Raw genomic sequence first — 18,547 nt, forward strand, 5'->3', positions numbered from 1 at the left:
CCGGCAGTACTGCAACTCCCTGCGCGCGCAACGGCGTCTTGTGAATACGCCATAACGGCTGCTGAACCCGGCGTGACGATGCGCAATCCGGCCGTCTTAGTCCGGTTCCCTTACCGGAACCTGCTGGCCGGCGTCTGCCTCGCAACCTGTCTCCTGCTCGCAGCCTGCGGCGAACGCCCGCCACGCCTGCCGGCATTGCCGGTCGATGCGGTCATTCTCGCCTTCGGCGACAGCCTGACGCGCGGCAGCGGCGCCGCGCGGGAAGCAAGCTATCCCGCCGCGCTCGCGCGCCTGCTCGGGCGCGAGGTAATCAACGCCGGCGTGCCCGGCGAGGTCAGCGCCGCGGGCCGCGCACGCCTGCCCGAGCTGCTGGAACGCTACCGGCCGGCACTGCTCCTGCTATGCCATGGCGGCAATGATCTGTTGCGGCGCCTCGACCCGCACGCCTTGCGCGCAAACCTGGAGGCGATGATCCGGGCAGCGGAATCCCGCGGCATACCAGTGGTACTGCTCGGCGTGCCGGAGCCGACGCTGTTCGGTCTATCAGCCGCCAAGCTGTATGGAGAACTGGCCGAGCAGTACGGACTAGCCTACGAGAACGCCGTCATCGCCGCGGTTGAAGGCGATGCGCGACTGAAGTCGGATCGCATCCATCCCAACGCCGCGGGCTACCGGCATATCGCCGAGGCGATCTACGCCCTGCTCGAAGACAGCGGCGCCATCGACTGACAGCGCGGGACAGCAACCACCGCGGGGAAAGTGTGACTGTTATGGAATCAGGCCTGCGCGGCACCGGGACGGACGCGTATTGAATATCCGTTGGCATGTCCCCGGTTCGGATATCGAGTCAGTTGCTGGTCGCATGTCTCACGCTGTCGGCACATACATGATCGGACAGATGCAGTGACCCAGCACGCCCTCTTCCGTGAATTCCGTGAGTACGCCGTAGGGTACGCGATGCCGGTGGCAGCCCATGATGATCAGGTCGATCGCCAAGCGCTCGCTTTCCTTCAGGATCGTCCGTACGGTCGCGCCTTCGATCAGCAGCGCCTTCGTCTCGACGCCGCGCTCGCGCATGCAGCGCGCGAGCGTCTGCAGGAACTCGTGCTCGGCACCCAGTTCGGCGGCACCCTCGCGGCGCAGCACCGTACTGTCGACGTTGTAGACCCCGTTCGAGCTCGTATGCGGCACGACATGCACCAGCCAGACCCTGCCCCCGAGCGCACGCGCCAGTTCCAGGGCATGCTCGATGAGCGGCGCGGCGATGGTTGTGGTATCGATATCGTCGATGGCGACGAGCAAATTCTTCACGTCCCGGGCTCCTGTCTGTGCGGTGCACTATCGCTATGTTTATACGCAAGGCTGGCAATTTGTGGAAGAGCCGCCTTGACGGGCATCAATCCAGCCGCCGACGCGGCCGCGGCGGGTGGCGCCCGCCGCGGTCATGCCGTCAGGCCCGCCGCGCGTCGGCCACGTCGTTGCGCAGGTAGACCGGCAGGGCCTGTTCCGGCGCGACCGCAGCGCCGTCCGCGAACGCCGGCAGCGCGAGTCGCGCGACGTCACCGGCACTCGGCTCCAGATCCGGCAGGACCCGCACCACGCGTTCGCCCAGGCGCGGCATGAGGCTGTCCCCGTAGGCCGCCCAGCCGCTGCCCGCGGCGATCCAGTCGCCGTGCGCCGGGACCGCGACCGCTGCCGGCGCCCGTACCACCTCGGCCGTCTCCGCCTGCAGTCGGCCGTCACGATAGCGGTAGGCGCACCAGTACACCTCGTGCTTGCGCGCGTCCAGCGCGGCCAGGATGGCCGTGCCGCCGCTGGCGCGCTGCGCACCGAGGGCCAGGGCCGCCAGCGTGGATACAGGCACCACCGGGCGTTGCGCGGCAAAGGCGATACCCTGCACGATGCTGGCGGCGATGCGCACCCCCGTGAAGGAGCCGGGACCACGCCCGAAGGCGATGGCATCGAGCGCCGTCACCGCCAGGCCGGCCTCCACCAGCAGCGCTTCGATCATGGGCAGGATCAGCGTGGCGTGCTGGCGCGGCGCCAGCGCGTAGCGTTCCAGCACGTCCCCGTTGACCGTCAGTGCGGCGGAGCAAGCCGCGGTCGCGGTCTCGATCGCGAGGATGTGCGTCGCCATATCAGCCGAGTTCCAGCGGCGCGGCGCCTGCAGCGGCGAAGAAATCCTGCACGTCGGCCACGGCATGCGTACGCGGCATGGCCGGCAGGCTGTTCAGGAACACCCGGCCGTAGGATTTGCTGCGCAGGCGCGGATCGCACAACACTAGCACCCCGCGGTCGGCATGGTCGCGGATCAGGCGCCCGATACCCTGCTTGAGCGCGATCACCGCATGCGGCAGCTGATAGGCCATGAACGGATTCACGCCCTGTTCACGCAGCGCCTCGATGCGCGCCTGCAACACCGGGTCGCCGGGCGATCCGAATGGCAGCTTGTCGATGATGACACAGGACAGTGCCTCGCCGCGCACATCGACACCTTCCCAGAAACTGCTGGTACCCAGCAGCACGGCATTGCCGAGCGCCCGGAAACGATCCAGCAGCGCCCGCCGGGGCGCCTCGCCCTGCACCAGCAGCGGCCAAGGACAGTCCGCCTCCAGTTGGCGGGCCGCCGTGCGCAGGGCATGGTGGCTGGTGAACAGCAGGAAGGCGCGTCCGTCACTGGCAGCCAGCACGTCGCGCGCGCAGGCAACCACGGCGTCCGTGTAATCCGGTCCGTTCGGGTCCGGCATCGCATCCGGCAGATAGAGCAGCGCGTTGCCGGCATAATCGAACGGGCTGTCCAGCTTCAGGGTCTTCGCATCTTCCAGTCCGAGCCGGCTGGCGAAATGCGCGAAGCTGTCACCCACCGCGAGGGTCGCCGAGGTGAACACCCAGGCGCAGGCGAGGTTGTCGAGACAATTGCGAAATACCGGCGCCACCTCGAGCGGTGTCAGGTTGAGCCGGAACGCGGTACGCTGCGTCTCGAACCACTGGATATAGCCGCCGGATTCGCCTGCCATGAGCTGCGCCAGCCGCTGGCGCAGCTGCAGCGCGCGCTGGCGGCAGTTATCCAGCCCCTTGCCGCGCTCGGCCGCCGGCACCAGCCAGTCTTCCAGCCGCAGCAACGCCCCCGCCAGGTCCTCCAGCACCGCGCGCACGCGCGCGTCTGCGGCGACTTCCGACCACGCCGCGCGCCGGTCCTGCTGACCGAGCGCCAGGCGCAGCCGGTGCACCAGCCCTTCGAGGTGCTCCGCCGCCTCCGGCAGGTCCTGCATGTCGCCGGCCTCGCGCAGATGCTCCATGCGCACGTCACGCGCGAGGTCGCGCAGCTGGTGGCTGCTCAGCGTGATCCCGAAGAAGACCGAGGCGACCTCGGGCAGCTGATGTGCCTCGTCGATGACGAAGGCATCGGCGCCCGGCAGCAGTTCGCCGAACCCCTCCTCTTTCAGCACCATGTCCGCGAACAGCAGGTGATGGTTGATCACCACCACATCGGACTCGAGCGCGTTACGACGCGCCCGGATGACAAAGCAGTCCTGGAAATATTCGCATTCCTGGCCCAGACAGTTTTCCACCGTCGAGGTCACGCGCGGCCATACCGGCGAGTCTTCCGGGACCGCGCCGAGTTCGGCGATATCGCCCAGCGTGGTGAGTCCGGCCCAGGCCCGGACCTGTTCGAATTCATGCAGCTGCCTGCCGTTGAAGTGGCGGCCATCGCCGCCCGCCGTTGCCAGCCGGTGCAGGCACAGGTAGTTGGCACGGCCCTTGAGCAGCGCGCTGCGCACCGGCAAGCCGAGGGCCGCGCGCACGACCGGGAGATCCCTGCCGTAGAGCTGGTCCTGCAGGTGGCGAGTACCGGTCGAGATGATGACCTTGCGCCCGGCGCGTAGCGCCGGCAGCAGGTAAGCGAAGGTCTTGCCGGTACCGGTACCTGCCTCGACGATCAGACGGGAACGCCCGTCTATCGCCGCGGCGACCGCCTCGGCCATCTGCTGCTGTTCCGCGCGCGGCGCGAATCCGTGCACGTGCACGGCCAGCGGACCAGCATCACTCAGCAGCTCGGAGATCTCGGTCATCGTCGGTTACCGGCCGGGACGCGAGCGCGCCTCGCAGCCCGAGGTCTCTCGATCATGCGCAAGCGCCATGGGGTGATGCGATATAGCTGCAGGTCTGGCCGCGTCCGCGCGCGTCTCGCCCAGACAAAGCGCGTGCAGGCGCAGCGCGCCTACAGTCTGCGGCACGGCGTCGGCAGGCTGTCACCGTCCCGCCAGCTCGCGGGCCCGCTGTTCCGCGGCCGCGGCCCCCGCGTCGTCGCGCTGGGCGTGCCGGGCACGTGCGATGAGCTGCCAATTGCGCGCCTGCTGCGCGGCATTACCGCTGGCCAGGCTGTTGGACTTGGCGGCGAGCTGTTCCGCGGCCTGCGAATCACCCTGCGACAAGCGTACCGTTGCCAGGTGATACCAGAGCACCGGGTTGCGTGGATCGATGCGGATCGCGCGTTCGAGCGAGGCGGCAGCGGCCTCCAGATCGCCGCTGTTCGCCTGCCGTTCCGCGGTATCGAGCAGTGCCACCACGGCCGGCGGCTGCGGCCGCGCCACGGGCGCTGCCGGCTGCTGCGGTTGCGGCATGCCGCTCACGGGCGGTGCCGGCTGCGGCAAGCCGCCCGAATCCGGCCATTGTCCACCGACCGGTGGGGGCTGGCGCTCGCCGCGCGGTGGGTAGTAGGTCGGCGCGCAGCCCGACAGCAGCAACAACAGCGCCAGCACGGCCAGGCCGGGGTATGTCGTGTCGATCGATCTCACTGAAACAGCTCCTTGAACCAGTCAACCGCCTCCGGCAGGTTGCCGATGCCGCGCATACAGGGTGCGGGCTGGGTCGGTGCGCTGCCGCTGATAAACGGCAATTGTACGGCATCGGGGCAGCCGGCATCAGCCAGCAAACCGGTAGCCGGATCGATCCACTGATATTCGATGCCGTCGATCAGGGTCTGGTGCCAGCCCGAGTCGTTGAAGCCGGCGAACACATCGCGCCAGATGCGCAATGCCCCGGTGGAGCCGCTGAGACCGGTAGACTGATTGTCGTCGCGTCCCACCCAGACGACGCCGAGCCGGTCACCGGTGAAGCCGGCGAACCAGCTGTCGCGCAGGTCGTCGGTGGTACCGGTCTTGCCGGCGACATTGCGGTCCGCCGGCAGGGACTGGTAGACCGCCTGTCCGGTGCCTTCCCGCACCACGTAGAGCAGCGCGGTGGTGATCAGGTAGTCCGGTCCCGGTGAGATCGCCGCCTGGACATTGAGCGGATACCGCTGCAAAGGCGTCTTGTCCGCGGCGAGAACCGCCGTGATGGCGCGCAGCGGCGTGGCGAACCCGCCGTTGGCGAAGGTCTGGTACATGCGCGTCACCTGGTAGGGGGACATTTCAACGGCACCCAGCAGCAGCGACGGATAGGCATTGAGACGCTGTTCCACCCCCAGCCGGCGCAGGGTGTTTATGACCTTGTCGATTCCCAGTGTCAGACCGAGGCGTGCCGTGCTGATGTTGTAGGAATGCGCCAGTGCCTGGTAGAGCGGCACCATGCCGTGATTCTGCTTGTCGTAGTTGGCGGGTTCCCAGGTATCACCGTTACGGGCGGTCCAGGTCAGCGGACTGTCATCGAGCAAGGTGGCCAGCGTATAGTGCTGCGGCTGTTCGAGCGCTGTCAGGTACACCGCGGGCTTGAGCAGCGAGCCTACCTGGCGGTAGGCATCCAGCGCCCGGTTGAAGCCCGCGAACTTGGGGTCGCGCCCACCCGCCATGGCCAGCACCTCGCCACTCTGGACCGAGGTCACGACCGCTGCGCCCTCCAGCTTGCCGCGCTCCATGCCAAGACCGCGCTCGAGTTCGTCCAGACGCCTGGACAGCACACGCTCGAGCTGCCACTGGGCCTGCGGATCCAGCGTGGTGAAGATGGTCAGGCCCTCCGAGGTGATGTCCTCGTCACGGTAATCGGACTGCAACTGGCGCCGCACCAGGTCCAGGAAGGCGGGAAACGCGTTGATCGCCTTGCGCCCTACCGAACCGACACCCAGCTTCTGGGACTTGGCGCGTGCGGCAGCCTCCTTGTCGATGAGCTTGAGTTCAGCCATCACGTCCAGCACCAGATTGCGCCGCGCACGCGCACGCTCGGGGTGTTTCCAGGGATTGTAATAGGAAGGCCCCTTTACCAGTCCGACCAGCAGCGCATACTGGTCGACCGTGAGCTCCGCGAGCGGCCGATCGAAATAGAAATAGCTGGCCAGACCGAAACCGTTGATGGAACGGCTGCCGTCCTGTGCCAGATAGACCTCGTTCAGGTAGGCCTCGAGGATCTCGTCCTTGCTGTAGTGCAACTCCAGCAGCAAGGCCATGATCGCCTCGTTGATCTTGCGCACCAGCGACCGTTCGCTGCTGAGGAAAAAGTTCTTCACCAGCTGCTGCGTCAGGGTACTGCCGCCCTGCACGACGCCGCCGGCACGCATGTTGACCCACAGTGCACGCAGGATGGCAAGCGGCGCGACGCCGTGATGCTGATAGAAGCTGCGATCCTCGACGGCAATCAGCGCATTGATCAGCCCGACCGGCACCTGGGCGAGCTGCAGCAGCACCCGGTCCTCGTTGTGTGCGGGGTAGAAACTGCCGACCAGTACCGGATCGAGCCGTGCCAGCGCGACGGCGCTGCCGCTGCTGCGGTCTGCTAGCTGCGCCACCGCCCCGCCCGCGAATGACACACGCAGGTTCCGGGACGGCTCCATACCGTCCCAGAAGGCGAACGGCCGGGTCATGATATGGAAGACCTCGCGGTTGCGCGAATACTGCCCGGGCTGCTGTGGTGAACGCACCGGTCGGTAATTCAGTGCGTTCAGTTCGCCGACCAGTTGCTCCGGTGTCAGTTCCTGACCAACATACAGATCGAGCGAACGGGCATACACCCGGGCCGGGAGCGACCAGCGCTTGCCGGTGAACTGCGCGTTAACGCGAATGTCCAGCCACGCGACATACGCCGCGCCCACCAGCAGTAAAGCCAGCGACAGCTTGAACCAGGGAAACGACTTGTGGCTGCGCTTGCGCCGGGACGACTTGCGCCGGCGCGGGCGACGTCGGGTCATGGAAAAGGGCCTTCGCTGGTCAGGAACGCGGTGCACGCACCGCGATCACGGCAGAACGGAAGTGGGCTAGTTTAACCGATCCAGGCGGGTACGCCTATCGCCACCCCGCAGTGACACTGTGCCGGATCGCCGCGCGCGTACGGCGCCCACTGCGGCTGCATTTACGCCGTCGATACGGCGTGTCGGCATCCGCGCGAACGTCTGACTACTGACTGCCGAAGACCTTTTTGAGCAGATCGCTGGAACGGGCCAGCGGGTTCTGGCGTATGCGCTTTTCTTCCTCCGCCACCATCAGGAACAGGCCGTCGAGTGTCCTTTCGGTCACGTAGCCGTCCAGATCAGTGGCATCGCTGGACAGTAGGCTGGACAGACCGCCCGCCTTCGACACCATGTTCTTGTACGAGGAAGTGACGCCGGCGCGCGCCGTCGCTTCCGCCACGATGGGGCGCATCCTGGCGGTCAGCGTTTCCGCCGTGGTCCTGCGGAAATACTGCGTGGCGGCATCATTCGGGCCGGTCAGGATCCCGCGCGCATCGTCCAGCGTCATCTGCTGGATGGCGTCGCCGAACACCGCCGCGGCCTCGGGTACGGCACGCTCTGCCGCATGGTTCATCGATGCCACGAATTCGTCCGCCAGTTTGTCCTGACGCAGGGTGCGCAGCGATTTCTCAACCCAGGCCAGGCTCTTCGGCATGGGTATCCGCACCCTGGCATCGTTGAGGAAGCCACCGTCCTTGCCGAGTTGTTCGACCGCGAATCGCGTACCCTGACTCAGCGCCTCCTTCAGGCCGGAGGCCGTCTCGGCCTCGCTCAGTGCACTGACGCCGCTCGTACCGGAACTCCCCTTGCCGGACATGCCTTCCTTCAGCGTTCCGAGCAGGTCCGAGAGCCCGGCGTGCAATGTGCTGCTGATCAGCAGCGCGGCAACCAGGGTGGCTGGCAGATACGCTTTCTTATTCATGGCATGCCTCCGCGAAACGGTGTTTTCAATCGATTCTGCCCTCCCGGCGGGGTCAGGATATGCATCCGGATCCGGCGGAACCACAGGGCCACCCAGGAAGGTAGCACAAAACCGGCAGTCGGACAGGACCCGCCACCCTGGATACACCCGCCCTGCGCTGACCAGCGTCCTGGCTGCCACTGCGTTCATAGGCATCCGTCTGCCGTCAGACCGGGCCGAACACACCAGCTGTGAATCACGGGCTGAACTTGGGCACGCGCTGCGTGGCGGGATCGGGTAATCAAAAAAAACGCCCCTGGTTCGCGGAGCGTACCAGGGGTTATTTACGGAGATGGAAACCTGTCTATTCACTTTCCGAAAAATCCCCCCGGTCGCAGCGCGGTGCCGGGGGTTATTTACGGAGATGGAAACCTGTCAATTCACCTTCCAAAAAATCCCCCCGGTCGCGATGCGGTCCCGGGGGTTATTTACGGAGTCGTTCAATCCTGTTTGCCCTTGCGATTGCGGCGACGCATGATGCTGGCCATACCGATCAGACCGCTACCGAACAGCCAAGCCGATGCCGGCAGGGGTACCACGGTATGATCATCGCCATGGTGATGATCACCATAATGATGATGACCGTGCATATCGCCCGGCGGGAAAGGCCCGCATTCACTGCCGTGCTCGGCGCAAATATCGCGACCGTGGCGAAAGCCGCCCATATGCCCGGAAAACCCGTCACCATGACCGTCGTCTTCATGGCCGTCATCGCCATCGTGCCCATTCCAGCCACCCATGCCCTCATGGTTGCCCTTGCCCGGCCCGTCATGGCCACCGGCATCACCATAAGAGTCATCGAACACGTTGTGGATCATTGACCCGGAGCTGCTGCCTGACAGGGCTGTCAGCAGTAGGGCTGCGGAACAAGCTGTGATAATTTTCCTGACGTTCATTGCCGTTGTCCTGGATGGTTTGTGTTGGTATAAATCCTGTTCCGGCTAGCGCTGTTTTGCCGTGTGTACCAGCCGCAAAGGCCCGTTATCGTTTTCGGTCAAGTTGGCGGCTTCAGTGGTGTACGTTTCGCGCAATGCGCTCACCAGGCTGGTGTAACTGGTGAAAGGCTTGCCGTTACCCATACGGCCGACACGCTCGACAAGTCCCGCGATTTCTCCGGGTTGGCCATTTTCCTGGGCTGTGTGCCGGTACACCCTGATGATGAAGCAATCCATAGTCACGCCTGCTTGGTTATTATGTTTAAGTTGCCGGTTGCCTTTATTCAGCATGGATAAACGTAACCTGGAGCGGCTTACAGATAACTTACAGATTCAAAATTTCACGCCGGCTTGAATGCGACTGCGGCGAAATCAACGGGTGTGGAAGCGCGCACTTGAATGATGCCATGCACACGGGATGATACCGGCGCGGTGCTGTCCGCGCCGTTGCAGGACCAGGACCTATCGTGGTATTGCCCGCAACCGCGACCGTGGCAATGCGGGATCGAGGCAAGGCGCGGCGCGTAGCAGCACCGCAGCGCTACGGGCACACCGCAATACAGCGGGAACCGAGATCACCCACCCGGGGATTCGTCCGGATAACGCGCCCGGGGTGTTACGGGCTTGCACCTGCAGGACCACCACGCCACCGCCGTACCCCTTAGCGGGAAGAGGCTGTCGCTCTCGCACTTCTCTGCGCTGCGCGACACTCGGACAGACTCGGCAATTGCTCCAGGCACTGCTCTACCTCCTGTATCCCTGCAGTCGTGTCCAGCGCCGCGGGAGGCAGGAGCAGGTGAGTCCGCAGAGCGGTCGAGAGACTGGCCTGGGCCAAGCCGGGAGCGGCCGCCATACACCTTGCGTACAGCTTTACTGCACGCGACGGCGTACCAGACGGGTTCTTGGAAAGGGGCTCAGGCGCGCCGGGCCTGGCGGTCAAGCAGATTGCGGTAGAGCCGGTTGGTGTGCTCGGTCGGCTGCAGACCGAGTACGACGGAGAGGACGTGGCGGCACTGACGGTAGGTCGCGATCGCCTCCGGTTCGCGCCCGGTCTGCTGCAGACAGAACATCAGGCGCTGGTAGAAGGTTTCGATCAGGTCATCGACCTCGATGCCCTTGCGGTAACACGCAACTGCCTTGTGGACCTGGCCACGGACTTCCCAGTAGTGGCCGAAGTCGAGCAGGCAATGCACATACTTGTTGCGCAGGCGCTCCTGGATCGACACCATCCAGCAGGCTGCGTCGTCACGGGCAAGGAAATGACCCTGGTACATCCGCAACACGCTGCTCGCGAGCATGTCGAAGCGGCTGGCCGCGGTACCGTCCCCGGCGGGCCGGGTCATGAGCAGCCGTAACTCTGACAGATGGCGCTCGAAAGCCCAGGCATCGACCCACACCTGTTCACTGTTGAGTGTGACACGACCGTCTTCCAGCAGCAGGAAATCGTCACGCCCGAGAAACTTGCGCAGCCGGTGCAGCGTGGTTTCGAATGACTGCTGGGCCAGGTCGCCATCCTTGTCGGGCCAGAGAATGGCGGCGATGTTTGCGGCACCCACCTGGCGCCCGCCGCAAGCGATCAGTACCTTGAGTAGCAGGAGCGGCTTGCTTGGCGCCTTGCGGGTGTAGCGCAGCACAGTGCCTTCGCGTACCAGCGAAAAGCGGCCAAGTGTGTAGATCCTGAGTGATGTGCCTGCGGTTGCTTCGGCGACTTCACCTTCGATCTCAGGGTCGATTTCTGTCATGAGTGTTGTTCTTCGCAATATGCACGCCTGCCCGGCGGCTTTTCACACCTTACACCTGAGAATATTTTGCAAAAAATATGCCGTACACATAACCCGTTGTATTAAATTACAAAAATGGATGGCGCCGAATTACGATGGATTTTTTTGTCAAATTTGCTGACGGCACCTCTGACGCCGCACAACGCTACTCTAAACAAAATACCAACAATTCAGCGAGTTGGAAGATTCAGACAAGAATTGTAAGAATGTTCGGAAAATCTGACACTTTCGTCAGCTTACCGGCAGTAGGTGGGACATTTCCAAACCCCACCCGTGCAGGCACTGCACCAGCACCTCAAGAGCCTGGGTCAATCCCACCATCGCAGGCAGGATACCGCTGCAATCGCCCGCCAGGGCACGGGGCGTGGATCCCGCAACTCACTGAACCGTGCCCGCCGGGCCGGGCGGGTTGCCATAGGCGTTGCGGAGGATGATGAAATCGAGCAGGCTGACACCCGCGTCACCGTTGAAATCCGCATGATCGGCCAGGCTGCCGGTACCCGGCGCTGACTGCCCGTACACGCTGCGGAAGGCGATGAAATCGAGCAGATCGACCGTACCGCTGTTGTTCAGGTCGGCATCGCAGACGTTACCGAACCCGTCGCCATCGCTATCGCGCTGACTGTTACCGCCCGCATCGGGCAACAGGGGCCCGTTGGCAACGGCGCTGCAATTGTCCTGCACATCACGCACCCCGTCACCATCGCTGTCCGTCGCCAGCCAGGCATAGGCCGCCTGCACGTCGAGCAGGCCGTAGCCGTAATCCGCATCCGGGCCGCCGACACCGAGGTCCACGGCACTCTGCAGCAGCGCTGTCTCCAGATCGTCCACGGCGGTGTCGGGAAAGGCGCTGAGCAGCACGGCCATGGCGCCGGTTACGTGCGGCGCCGCGAACGAGGTGCCGGACACCGGTGCAATCCAAGGCTGGCCGCCGGCGACCGGATTGGCGGTGAACAGCGCCTCCCCCGGCGCGACCAGTTCCGGATATATCGTCGCATCGCAGGTGGCGGGACCCCGACCGCTGAAGCCGGAGATCTCCCGGTTGGCATTGACTGAACCGACCGCGTAGCCTCCGGGATTGTTCGCCGGGCTGATGCTGGTGGCCGGAGCCGGACCGGTATTGCCGGACGAAAAGACCACGGCGATCCCGGCCGCCCGCAGCGTCTGGATATCTACCTGGAATTCGGGCGAACAGACGTCCACCAGATTCTGCAGCCCCCAGGAGTTGTTGACCACGTCCGGCGCATCGTCAGTCAACGGGTCACCGTCGGGGTCGAGCAGCCACTGCAGGCCGGCATGGACATCGCTGAGCAGGGCGTCGCCGTTGTCATCGAAGATCTTGGCCGCGATCCAGCGGGCGCCCGGCGCCACGCCGATGGTGTTGCCACTGGCATCGCCGCCCAGCAGCAGGCCCAGGGTGCGCGTCCCGTGCCCTACGGCATCGAACGGTACCAGGGGGTGCTGGCCATGCGGATCGAACCAGCTGTTGCTGCCACCGCGCCAACGCGGCGCCAGGTCGGGATGGCCGGCGTCGACACCCGTATCCAGGCTGGCGACGATCACGCCCTGACCGAGGAAACCGCCGGCCCAGACCTCCGGCACATGGATGTCCACCAGATTCCATAACGGCGGCCCGGTCGGCGGCGCATCGCCCAGGATGGTACCGGTACCCTCAGCGTCAGCCAGGACCGCGTTGACCGGGGTGCCCAGGATCACGCTGAACGATTCATCCGCTTCCACAACGCCGTCGTCGATGATCGGCACCGCGATCGGCAGACTGGTCGTGCCGGCGGCGAAGACCAGTTGACCACTCACCGCCACGTAATCGCTTGCAGCGAGTGCACTACCGTCCTGACTGGCATAGTCGACACTGGCGACGGCATCGATATCTCCGCTGCGGGTCACCAAGAACACGGCACTGCCGGCCGGTTCGGTCACGTTCGCATCGCTGATCGACAGCACCGGCGTGTCGTTATCCAGGATCGTGGCCAGCGCCGAACCCTGCGCCAGGACGGCGCCGAAGGGACTGCTCAAGGCGAAGGTAAAGGTCTCGTCGCCTTCGGCCAGTGTATCCTCGGCGATCGGGACGTTTACGGTCTGCACCACGGCGCCGGCCAGGAAGGTCAACTGTCCCGCGACGGCCGTGTAGTCGCTGCCCGCCACGGCCGTGCCATCCTGAGTGGCGTAGCTCACGAGCACGATCGGCGCGGTGGAACCACTGCGCGTCACAGTGACCGCCATGCTGCCTGCCCCTTCATCGACGCTGATATCCGCCACGCTGAGCCGCGGGAAATCGTCATCGATGATGGTGGCGGTACCCGTGCCGTCCAACAGTGTCGCGTTGACCGGATTGGCAAGCACCACGCTGAAGGTCTCGTCGTTCTCGATCGCGCCGTCGTTAACGATCGGCACGACGATGGCCCGGCTCGTTTCGCCGGGCTGGAAGGTAAGCACACCGCTGCCTGCCGTGTAATCCTGGATGCTGAACGCGGTGCCGTTGGCGGTGGCGTAGTCGACCGTCACGACGGCACCGGTGGGTGCTGACAGCGTCACCGTGAACACGGCGCTACCCGCGGCCTCGGTCACACTGACGTCGTTGATCGCCAGTTCCGGCACGGCGGCGGCAGCCGTCTGCAGGCTGATCCGCTCGTCCAGGCTGATCCGCGCAATACCGGGGAACCGTTCCAGCTGACGGATGGCGCGTGCAGGCAGCGTCATGGCAAGGCCGTTGATCAGCCACAACCGCCTGACAGCGCCAGCCCCCTGCGACCTGACCTGCGACTCCAGCAGCGCCTGGTCTGAACGTGCCTGCTGCTTGAGCGCGGTGACGAGCCGGTTACGGCGCAGGCCGCGATCGCGCTCGCGGAACTGGCTGAGATCGACCCGGTCCGCCAGGGTCACGATGATCGGATAAGTGGTTTCCGACTGGCCCGCAGCGAGCACGGCCTGTAACTGCGGGTCGATGACCGCCGCGGCGTGCAGAGTGCCACTCCAGACACAGGCCAGGGCAAAGACTAGGTTATAAAGAGACAAGCGCCGCATCGCGATCCATAGGGATTGCGACCGGCCGCCAATACCACCGGAAAATGCAAGCGCCCTGCCAGCCGGACTACGTGGTCGATCACCAATCCTGTTTTTTATTCTCTGTTACTGCATTGCTAAGATCGCACAGGCAGGAGATCACCGCAACCTGACAGATCGACAGGTTGAGCTGATAGTTGCCTGCTGATTACCACCATGGAGGCGATTCCGGCCTGCGCAAGGGTGGCCTGTGGCCGCGTCACGACCGCAGCCGCATCGCGCGTGCATTCCACGGCACAGGCCGCCCCGGTCAAGCCCGCTAGTCGTTCTCGTCGACACGCACCAGCATGCTGTCGATGCCCGCGGCCTTGAGACGCGCGCGCACGCCTTCCACGGCTGTCATGTCCTGGTACGGTCCCACCCGGACACGGTGCCAGGTTTCCCCGTTGGCCAGCCGGATGGCCTCGACACCGGCCGGCAGCTGCAGGGCCTCGAGCCGGGCCTTGAAGCGCCCCGCATAATCGGCGGCACGGAAGGCCCCCACCTGCAGATAGTAACCGGTGGTCGGTGCGGCCGGCGGTAGCGTCCTGCCGGTGGCCTTATCCGCCATCTGCCCGGCGGACGCGGCTGCCGGTGCCGGCGCGACCGGTGCTGCGCCCGCTTCCTGCCGCTGCGGCGCGGCGGCCGGGGCGGACACGGGCTGCCGCGCGGCATCCGCCGCGACGGCCGGCACCGTTGCAGCGGACGGTTCCGATGCTGGTGCAGCGGCAGCGGGAGCGGACGTGACCGGCGCCGCTGGCGGCACCGGCCGCGCCGTCGCTGGCGGCGCACGTTCGGGCACCTCCACCTGCATTTCCGGCAAGGTCCGGTAAAAGTCGAAACGCGGCCGCGGCGGCCCGGCAGCCCCAGGCGGTGCTGACGCCTGCGCCGCCGGTCGCCCCGGCACGGCCGCAGTGCTACCAGCGGCCGCTGCATCCGCCTTCGGCGCAGCATCCGGCAGCGGCTCGGCATCGGCCGCCTCGCGCCGTGCCGAGGCCGGTGGCAGGGGCAGCCTGATGCGCCCGGCCTCGTGCGCAGTTGTCGTGCCGGCGGATGCCGGCGCCTGCGGGACTTCGCGCTCGGCCGGCGCCTGCGGCGGGGCGCTGATATCGGCCTGTTCCTGCATCAGTACCACCAACACCACGCTGAGCAGCGCCACGGCGGCGACGCCACCGGTGGCCAGCCAGTTGCCGCCGAACGGCGACCACGCCCGCCGCCGCAGCGCACGGCGCGCGAGTTCCAGCACGGCGAGATCGAGCTGCGCCGGCGGTTCCTCGCGCGAGGAGCGCCGGTACAGCTGGGCGATACTGTCGTCCTGTTCGTCCATCGCGATCAAACCTCTTCCAGGCATTCCTCGGGCAGCAACAGGCGCAGGCGGTCCATGGCATAACGCAGCCGGCTGCGGGCCGTCTCGGTGCCGGTCTTCATCGCCTCGGCGATCTGCGCCAGCGACAGACCGGCCTCGTGGCGCAGCAGGAAGGTTTCGCGCTGTGCATCCGGCAGTGCCGCCACCTGTGCCAGCAGGTGCTCGATGCAGTCGCGCAGATCCGCCAGCTGCAGCGGACCGGGCGCCGGCTGCCGCGCATCCGGCAGCGCGTCAGGTTCGGACAGCGCATCCATGTCCGGCGCCCGTCCCTGGGCGCGCCAGTAGTCGACGAGGCGGTTGCGCGCCAGGGTGTAGAGCCAGGTGCGAAAGGCGGCATGCGGCCGGTAACGGCGGCGTGCCTGGATCACGCGCGCCCAGACATCCTGGAACAGTTCCTCCGCCATGCCCCGCCCGGTCTGGCGCAGGAAGTAGCGGTACAGGCCGGCGCGATGCCGGTTGTAGAGACTGTGGAAGGCCTCGAGGTCACCTCGACCATAGCGCAGCATGAGATCCTCGTCGCTGCCCGCTACCGGTCTGTCACCCCTCATGCATGTCTCCCCGTCATCGCGCCACGCCGTGCAAGCTTACAGCGATGCCGCCAGGTTCACCAGTTGCAGGAATTCGCCGCGATAACCGAACGGATCATCCCCGCGGGCGGCGCGCGCCAGCGCCAGCACATCGTCGTAATCGAAGGCCCCGGTGTATTTGCCGTCGCGCAGCAACTGGCCGAAGCCGGCCACCGCAGCGGCGAAGCGGTAACGGTCACTGGTGCGGGCGATATCGCCGATCGTGGCGGATGCCAGCACCGCTGCCTCGACCAGTGTGCTGGTGTCACCCTGCGGCAGTTTGTAACGCACCCGTACCATGGCCAGTTCGTCGCTGTGCACAGCCCCACCGGCAGCCGCCGGCTGGTAGCGACCGCCGCCCAGGCGCTCGCCCTTGCTGCCGGTCAGTGCCAGCTCATAGACGGCGGTCACCGCGTGCCCGGCGCCGATCTCGCCGGCATCGACGCGGTCATTCTCGAAGTCGGCTCGCGCCAGCATCCGGTTCTCGTAGCCGATCAGGCGGTATTCCGCGACTGTCGCGGGATTGAATTCGACCTGGATCTTGACATCCTTCGCAATGGTGAACAGCGTCGACGACAACTCGTCCACCAGTGATTTGTTGGCCTCGCTCAGGGTGTCGATATAGGCATAATTGCCATTGCCGGCATCGGCCAGCTGTTCCATCAGGCGGTCATTGTAGTTGCCGCTGCCGAAGCCGAGCGTGGTCAGTCCGATACCACTGGCGCGCTGTTCCTCGACCAGCTGTTGCAACGCCTCGAAATTGACGGTACCGACATTGAAATCCCCATCCGTGGCCAGGATCACGCGATTGATGCCGTCCTTGATATAGGCCTGGCGCGCGACGGCATACGCGAGCCGGATGCCGGCGGCCCCGTTCGTGGAACCGCCGGCGGTAAGCGCGTCGAGCGCTGCCGTGATCGTCGCGGTCCGGTCGCCCGGCGTCGGTTCCAGCACGACGCCGGAGGCACCGGCGTACACCACGAGCGACACCCTGTCATCCTGGTCGAGCTGCCGGGCGAGCAGCTTCAGCCCCGACTTCAGCAGCTCCAGCTTGTCGGGAGACTGCATGGAACCCGACACATCGACCAGGAACACCAGGTTGGCCGGCGGCAGTTCCTGCCGGGGCACGTCGTAACCCTGGATGCCGATGTGCAACAAGCGGGTTGCGGGATTCCACGGCGTGGGTCCGACCTCGGTGGTGATCGAGAACGGCGTACTGCGCCGAACGGGTCGCGGGTAATCGTAGCTGAAGTAATTGATCAGCTCCTCGGTGCGGATCGCATCGCGCAGTGGCCGGCTGCCGGCATTGAGCATGCGGCGCATGTTGCTGTAGGACCCGGTATCGACATCGATGCTGAAGGTCGAGAAGGGCTGCTCGGTGACGCGTCTCAGGGGGTTGTCGTTGAAGTGCGCGTAGGTCTCGCGCTGCAGCGGTTCCAGCGCCTGGCGGTAATCCGCAGCGGGCTGCGCATAGGCAGCGGACTGCTTCAATGCGGCGGCGAGGTCGGCCCGTGCCTCCGGCGCCGGCGCCAGCCGCCCGGCAGCGCTGTCGGGGGCCGTGGCTTCCGCCGCCTGCGGCTGCACGGCAGTAATCGCCTCTGGCTGCGCCTGCGCTGTCGCCGCGGGTGGCGGGGGTACGGTGACGCGGTCGGCGGTTTCGACGCTGCAGGCGGCGGCCAGTACGACAGCGAGTGCGGTAAACAACGCGAGATTGGGTTTGCTCCAGGTCATGACACGCTCCTTGGTGAGTGGCTGGTCTACCTGTAAACGTCGCGCGGGCGCGAACGGGGTTAGGCGTGACGAAAATTTTTCATCCCGCCTGCGGCCGCCACCCGGCACCGGATGGCGGCGCCGGCTTGACAACATGGGGGCATGGCCTAGTGTTATGGCTAGACCTCAGACCCGGAGGCAGGCCTTCCCGGGACTCAGAGCCAGTGGAAGGCGCTGCAGAATCGCATGACCGTACCAACCCGTCCGCCACGGCAAACCCTGTGCCGGCACGCCGCTGCCCCGCCCGCGCGAATCCGCTTGCTGCTCGCGCACGGTTTGGCCCGTTGCCGCCGGCGCCGGCCGGGCGGACGCTCAGCGCAAGGTTCGTTGCGCTGCGCAAGTCCGTCCCGGCACCTTGCCGGACTGCCCGCCCGGGGCGAGGAAACCCGAACCATCATGCATTGACCGGACCTGTGCGCCGGTCGGGAGTGCACCATGAAAAGACGACTGTTCTTCCTGCTGCCGGATATCGCGCACACCCATGCGGTAATCAAGGAACTGCTCGCCAGCGGCATCCGTCGCGATGCCCTGCACGTGGTCGCGAAGCCGGGCCTCGACACCCGTCATCTGCCCGTCACCGTCTACCCGCGTCTCGGCGACAGCGCCGGCCGGCTGGAAACGATCCTGTGGGACGGCAATCTGCTGGTCTTCCTGCTTGCCCTGCTCGCGGGCATAGCCATGTTCCTGCTACAGCTGCACTGGTCCTGGCTGCTGCTGCCCGCCGCGCTCATGCTGATCAGTTCCGCGGCAGGCGTCCTGTTCACGGCACACGTACCCAGCGTGCAGCTGTCCGGGTTCGCCGATGCGATCCATCACGGCGAGCTGCTGCTGACCATCGATGTCCCGCTACGGCACGTCTCCTGGGTGGAATCACTGGTGCACCGGCATCACCCGGAGGCGGTCGCCGGCGGCGTCAGCTGGCATATCGATTTCCTGCATGCCTGATGCG

At 65.8% G+C, this 18,547-nt stretch carries 15 protein-coding genes; 3 read left to right on the forward strand and 12 right to left on the reverse strand.

From position 1 onward, the window contains the following. The first annotated feature begins 78 nt into the window (after nucleotides 1–78). On the forward strand, nucleotides 79–729 hold the full coding sequence (locus tag R3F42_02810; GenBank protein MEZ5540954.1) for an arylesterase: 651 nt from the start codon (nucleotides 79–81) through the stop codon (nucleotides 727–729). Nucleotides 730–867: 138 nt separating this feature from the next. Here R3F42_02810 and R3F42_02815 read toward each other — a convergent pair whose 3' ends face one another. From R3F42_02815 to R3F42_02840, 6 genes are all read right to left on the reverse strand, one after another. Then, entirely contained in the window at nucleotides 868–1,311 is a 444-nt protein-coding gene (locus tag R3F42_02815; GenBank protein ID MEZ5540955.1) for a universal stress protein, read from the reverse strand. 139 nt (nucleotides 1,312–1,450) lie between these two features. Then, on the reverse strand, nucleotides 1,451–2,137 hold the full coding sequence (gene tsaB / locus R3F42_02820; GenBank protein MEZ5540956.1) for a tRNA (adenosine(37)-N6)-threonylcarbamoyltransferase complex dimerization subunit type 1 TsaB: 687 nt from the start codon (nucleotides 2,135–2,137) through the stop codon (nucleotides 1,451–1,453). Between the two features lies 1 nt (nucleotide 2,138). Beyond that, the gene (locus R3F42_02825; protein ID MEZ5540957.1) at nucleotides 2,139–4,073 is read right to left on the reverse strand and encodes an ATP-dependent DNA helicase; all 1,935 of its coding nucleotides are present in this window, start codon (nucleotides 4,071–4,073) and stop codon (nucleotides 2,139–2,141) included. A 180-nt stretch (nucleotides 4,074–4,253) separates the two neighbouring features. Further along, on the reverse strand, nucleotides 4,254–4,799 hold the full coding sequence (locus tag R3F42_02830; GenBank protein MEZ5540958.1) for a tetratricopeptide repeat protein: 546 nt from the start codon (nucleotides 4,797–4,799) through the stop codon (nucleotides 4,254–4,256). Beyond that, a complete protein-coding gene (mrcB, locus tag R3F42_02835) occupies nucleotides 4,796–7,120 on the reverse strand; it encodes a penicillin-binding protein 1B (GenBank protein MEZ5540959.1) in 2,325 nt (774 codons plus the stop codon). Before mrcB ends, R3F42_02830 begins: the two co-directional genes overlap by 4 nt. A 205-nt stretch (nucleotides 7,121–7,325) precedes the next feature. Next, nucleotides 7,326–8,081, reverse strand: a complete 756-nt coding sequence (locus R3F42_02840) for a DUF4197 domain-containing protein (protein ID MEZ5540960.1) — start codon at nucleotides 8,079–8,081, stop codon at nucleotides 7,326–7,328. Nucleotides 8,082–8,662: 581 nt separating this feature from the next. Here R3F42_02840 and R3F42_02845 point away from each other — a divergent pair. Then, complete coding sequence (locus R3F42_02845; GenBank protein MEZ5540961.1) at nucleotides 8,663–8,941, forward strand: hypothetical protein; 279 nt, start codon at nucleotides 8,663–8,665, stop codon at nucleotides 8,939–8,941. A gap of 120 nt (nucleotides 8,942–9,061) precedes the next feature. Here R3F42_02845 and R3F42_02850 read toward each other — a convergent pair whose 3' ends face one another. The 6 genes from R3F42_02850 to R3F42_02875 form a co-directional block, all read right to left on the reverse strand. Next, a complete protein-coding gene (locus tag R3F42_02850; protein MEZ5540962.1) occupies nucleotides 9,062–9,346 on the reverse strand; it encodes a hypothetical protein in 285 nt (94 codons plus the stop codon). A gap of 623 nt (nucleotides 9,347–9,969) precedes the next feature. Continuing rightward, the gene (locus R3F42_02855; GenBank protein ID MEZ5540963.1) at nucleotides 9,970–10,797 is read right to left on the reverse strand and encodes a bacterial transcriptional activator domain-containing protein; all 828 of its coding nucleotides are present in this window, start codon (nucleotides 10,795–10,797) and stop codon (nucleotides 9,970–9,972) included. Nucleotides 10,798–11,214: 417 nt separating this feature from the next. After that, nucleotides 11,215–13,869: a Calx-beta domain-containing protein gene (locus R3F42_02860; GenBank protein ID MEZ5540964.1), complete on the reverse strand. Its 2,655-nt coding sequence runs from the start codon at nucleotides 13,867–13,869 to the stop codon at nucleotides 11,215–11,217. Between the two features lie 307 nt (nucleotides 13,870–14,176). Then, a complete protein-coding gene (locus R3F42_02865) occupies nucleotides 14,177–15,223 on the reverse strand; it encodes an SPOR domain-containing protein (protein MEZ5540965.1) in 1,047 nt (348 codons plus the stop codon). A gap of 5 nt (nucleotides 15,224–15,228) precedes the next feature. Further along, nucleotides 15,229–15,810 carry a sigma-70 family RNA polymerase sigma factor gene (locus R3F42_02870; GenBank protein MEZ5540966.1) on the reverse strand — a complete coding sequence of 194 codons (582 nt, stop codon included), beginning with the start codon at nucleotides 15,808–15,810 and terminating at the stop codon, nucleotides 15,229–15,231. Between the two features lie 36 nt (nucleotides 15,811–15,846). Next, on the reverse strand, nucleotides 15,847–17,559 hold the full coding sequence (locus tag R3F42_02875) for a VWA domain-containing protein (protein ID MEZ5540967.1): 1,713 nt from the start codon (nucleotides 17,557–17,559) through the stop codon (nucleotides 15,847–15,849). Nucleotides 17,560–18,033: 474 nt separating this feature from the next. Here R3F42_02875 and R3F42_02880 point away from each other — a divergent pair, with 474 nt between their 5' ends. After that, the gene (locus R3F42_02880) at nucleotides 18,034–18,543 is read left to right on the forward strand and encodes a hypothetical protein (GenBank protein ID MEZ5540968.1); all 510 of its coding nucleotides are present in this window, start codon (nucleotides 18,034–18,036) and stop codon (nucleotides 18,541–18,543) included. The last annotated feature ends 4 nt before the right edge of the window (nucleotides 18,544–18,547 follow it).

It is taken from the genome of Pseudomonadota bacterium (assembly GCA_041395565.1).
In the GTDB taxonomy this organism is placed as follows: domain Bacteria; phylum Pseudomonadota; class Gammaproteobacteria; order UBA9214; family UBA9214; genus UBA9214.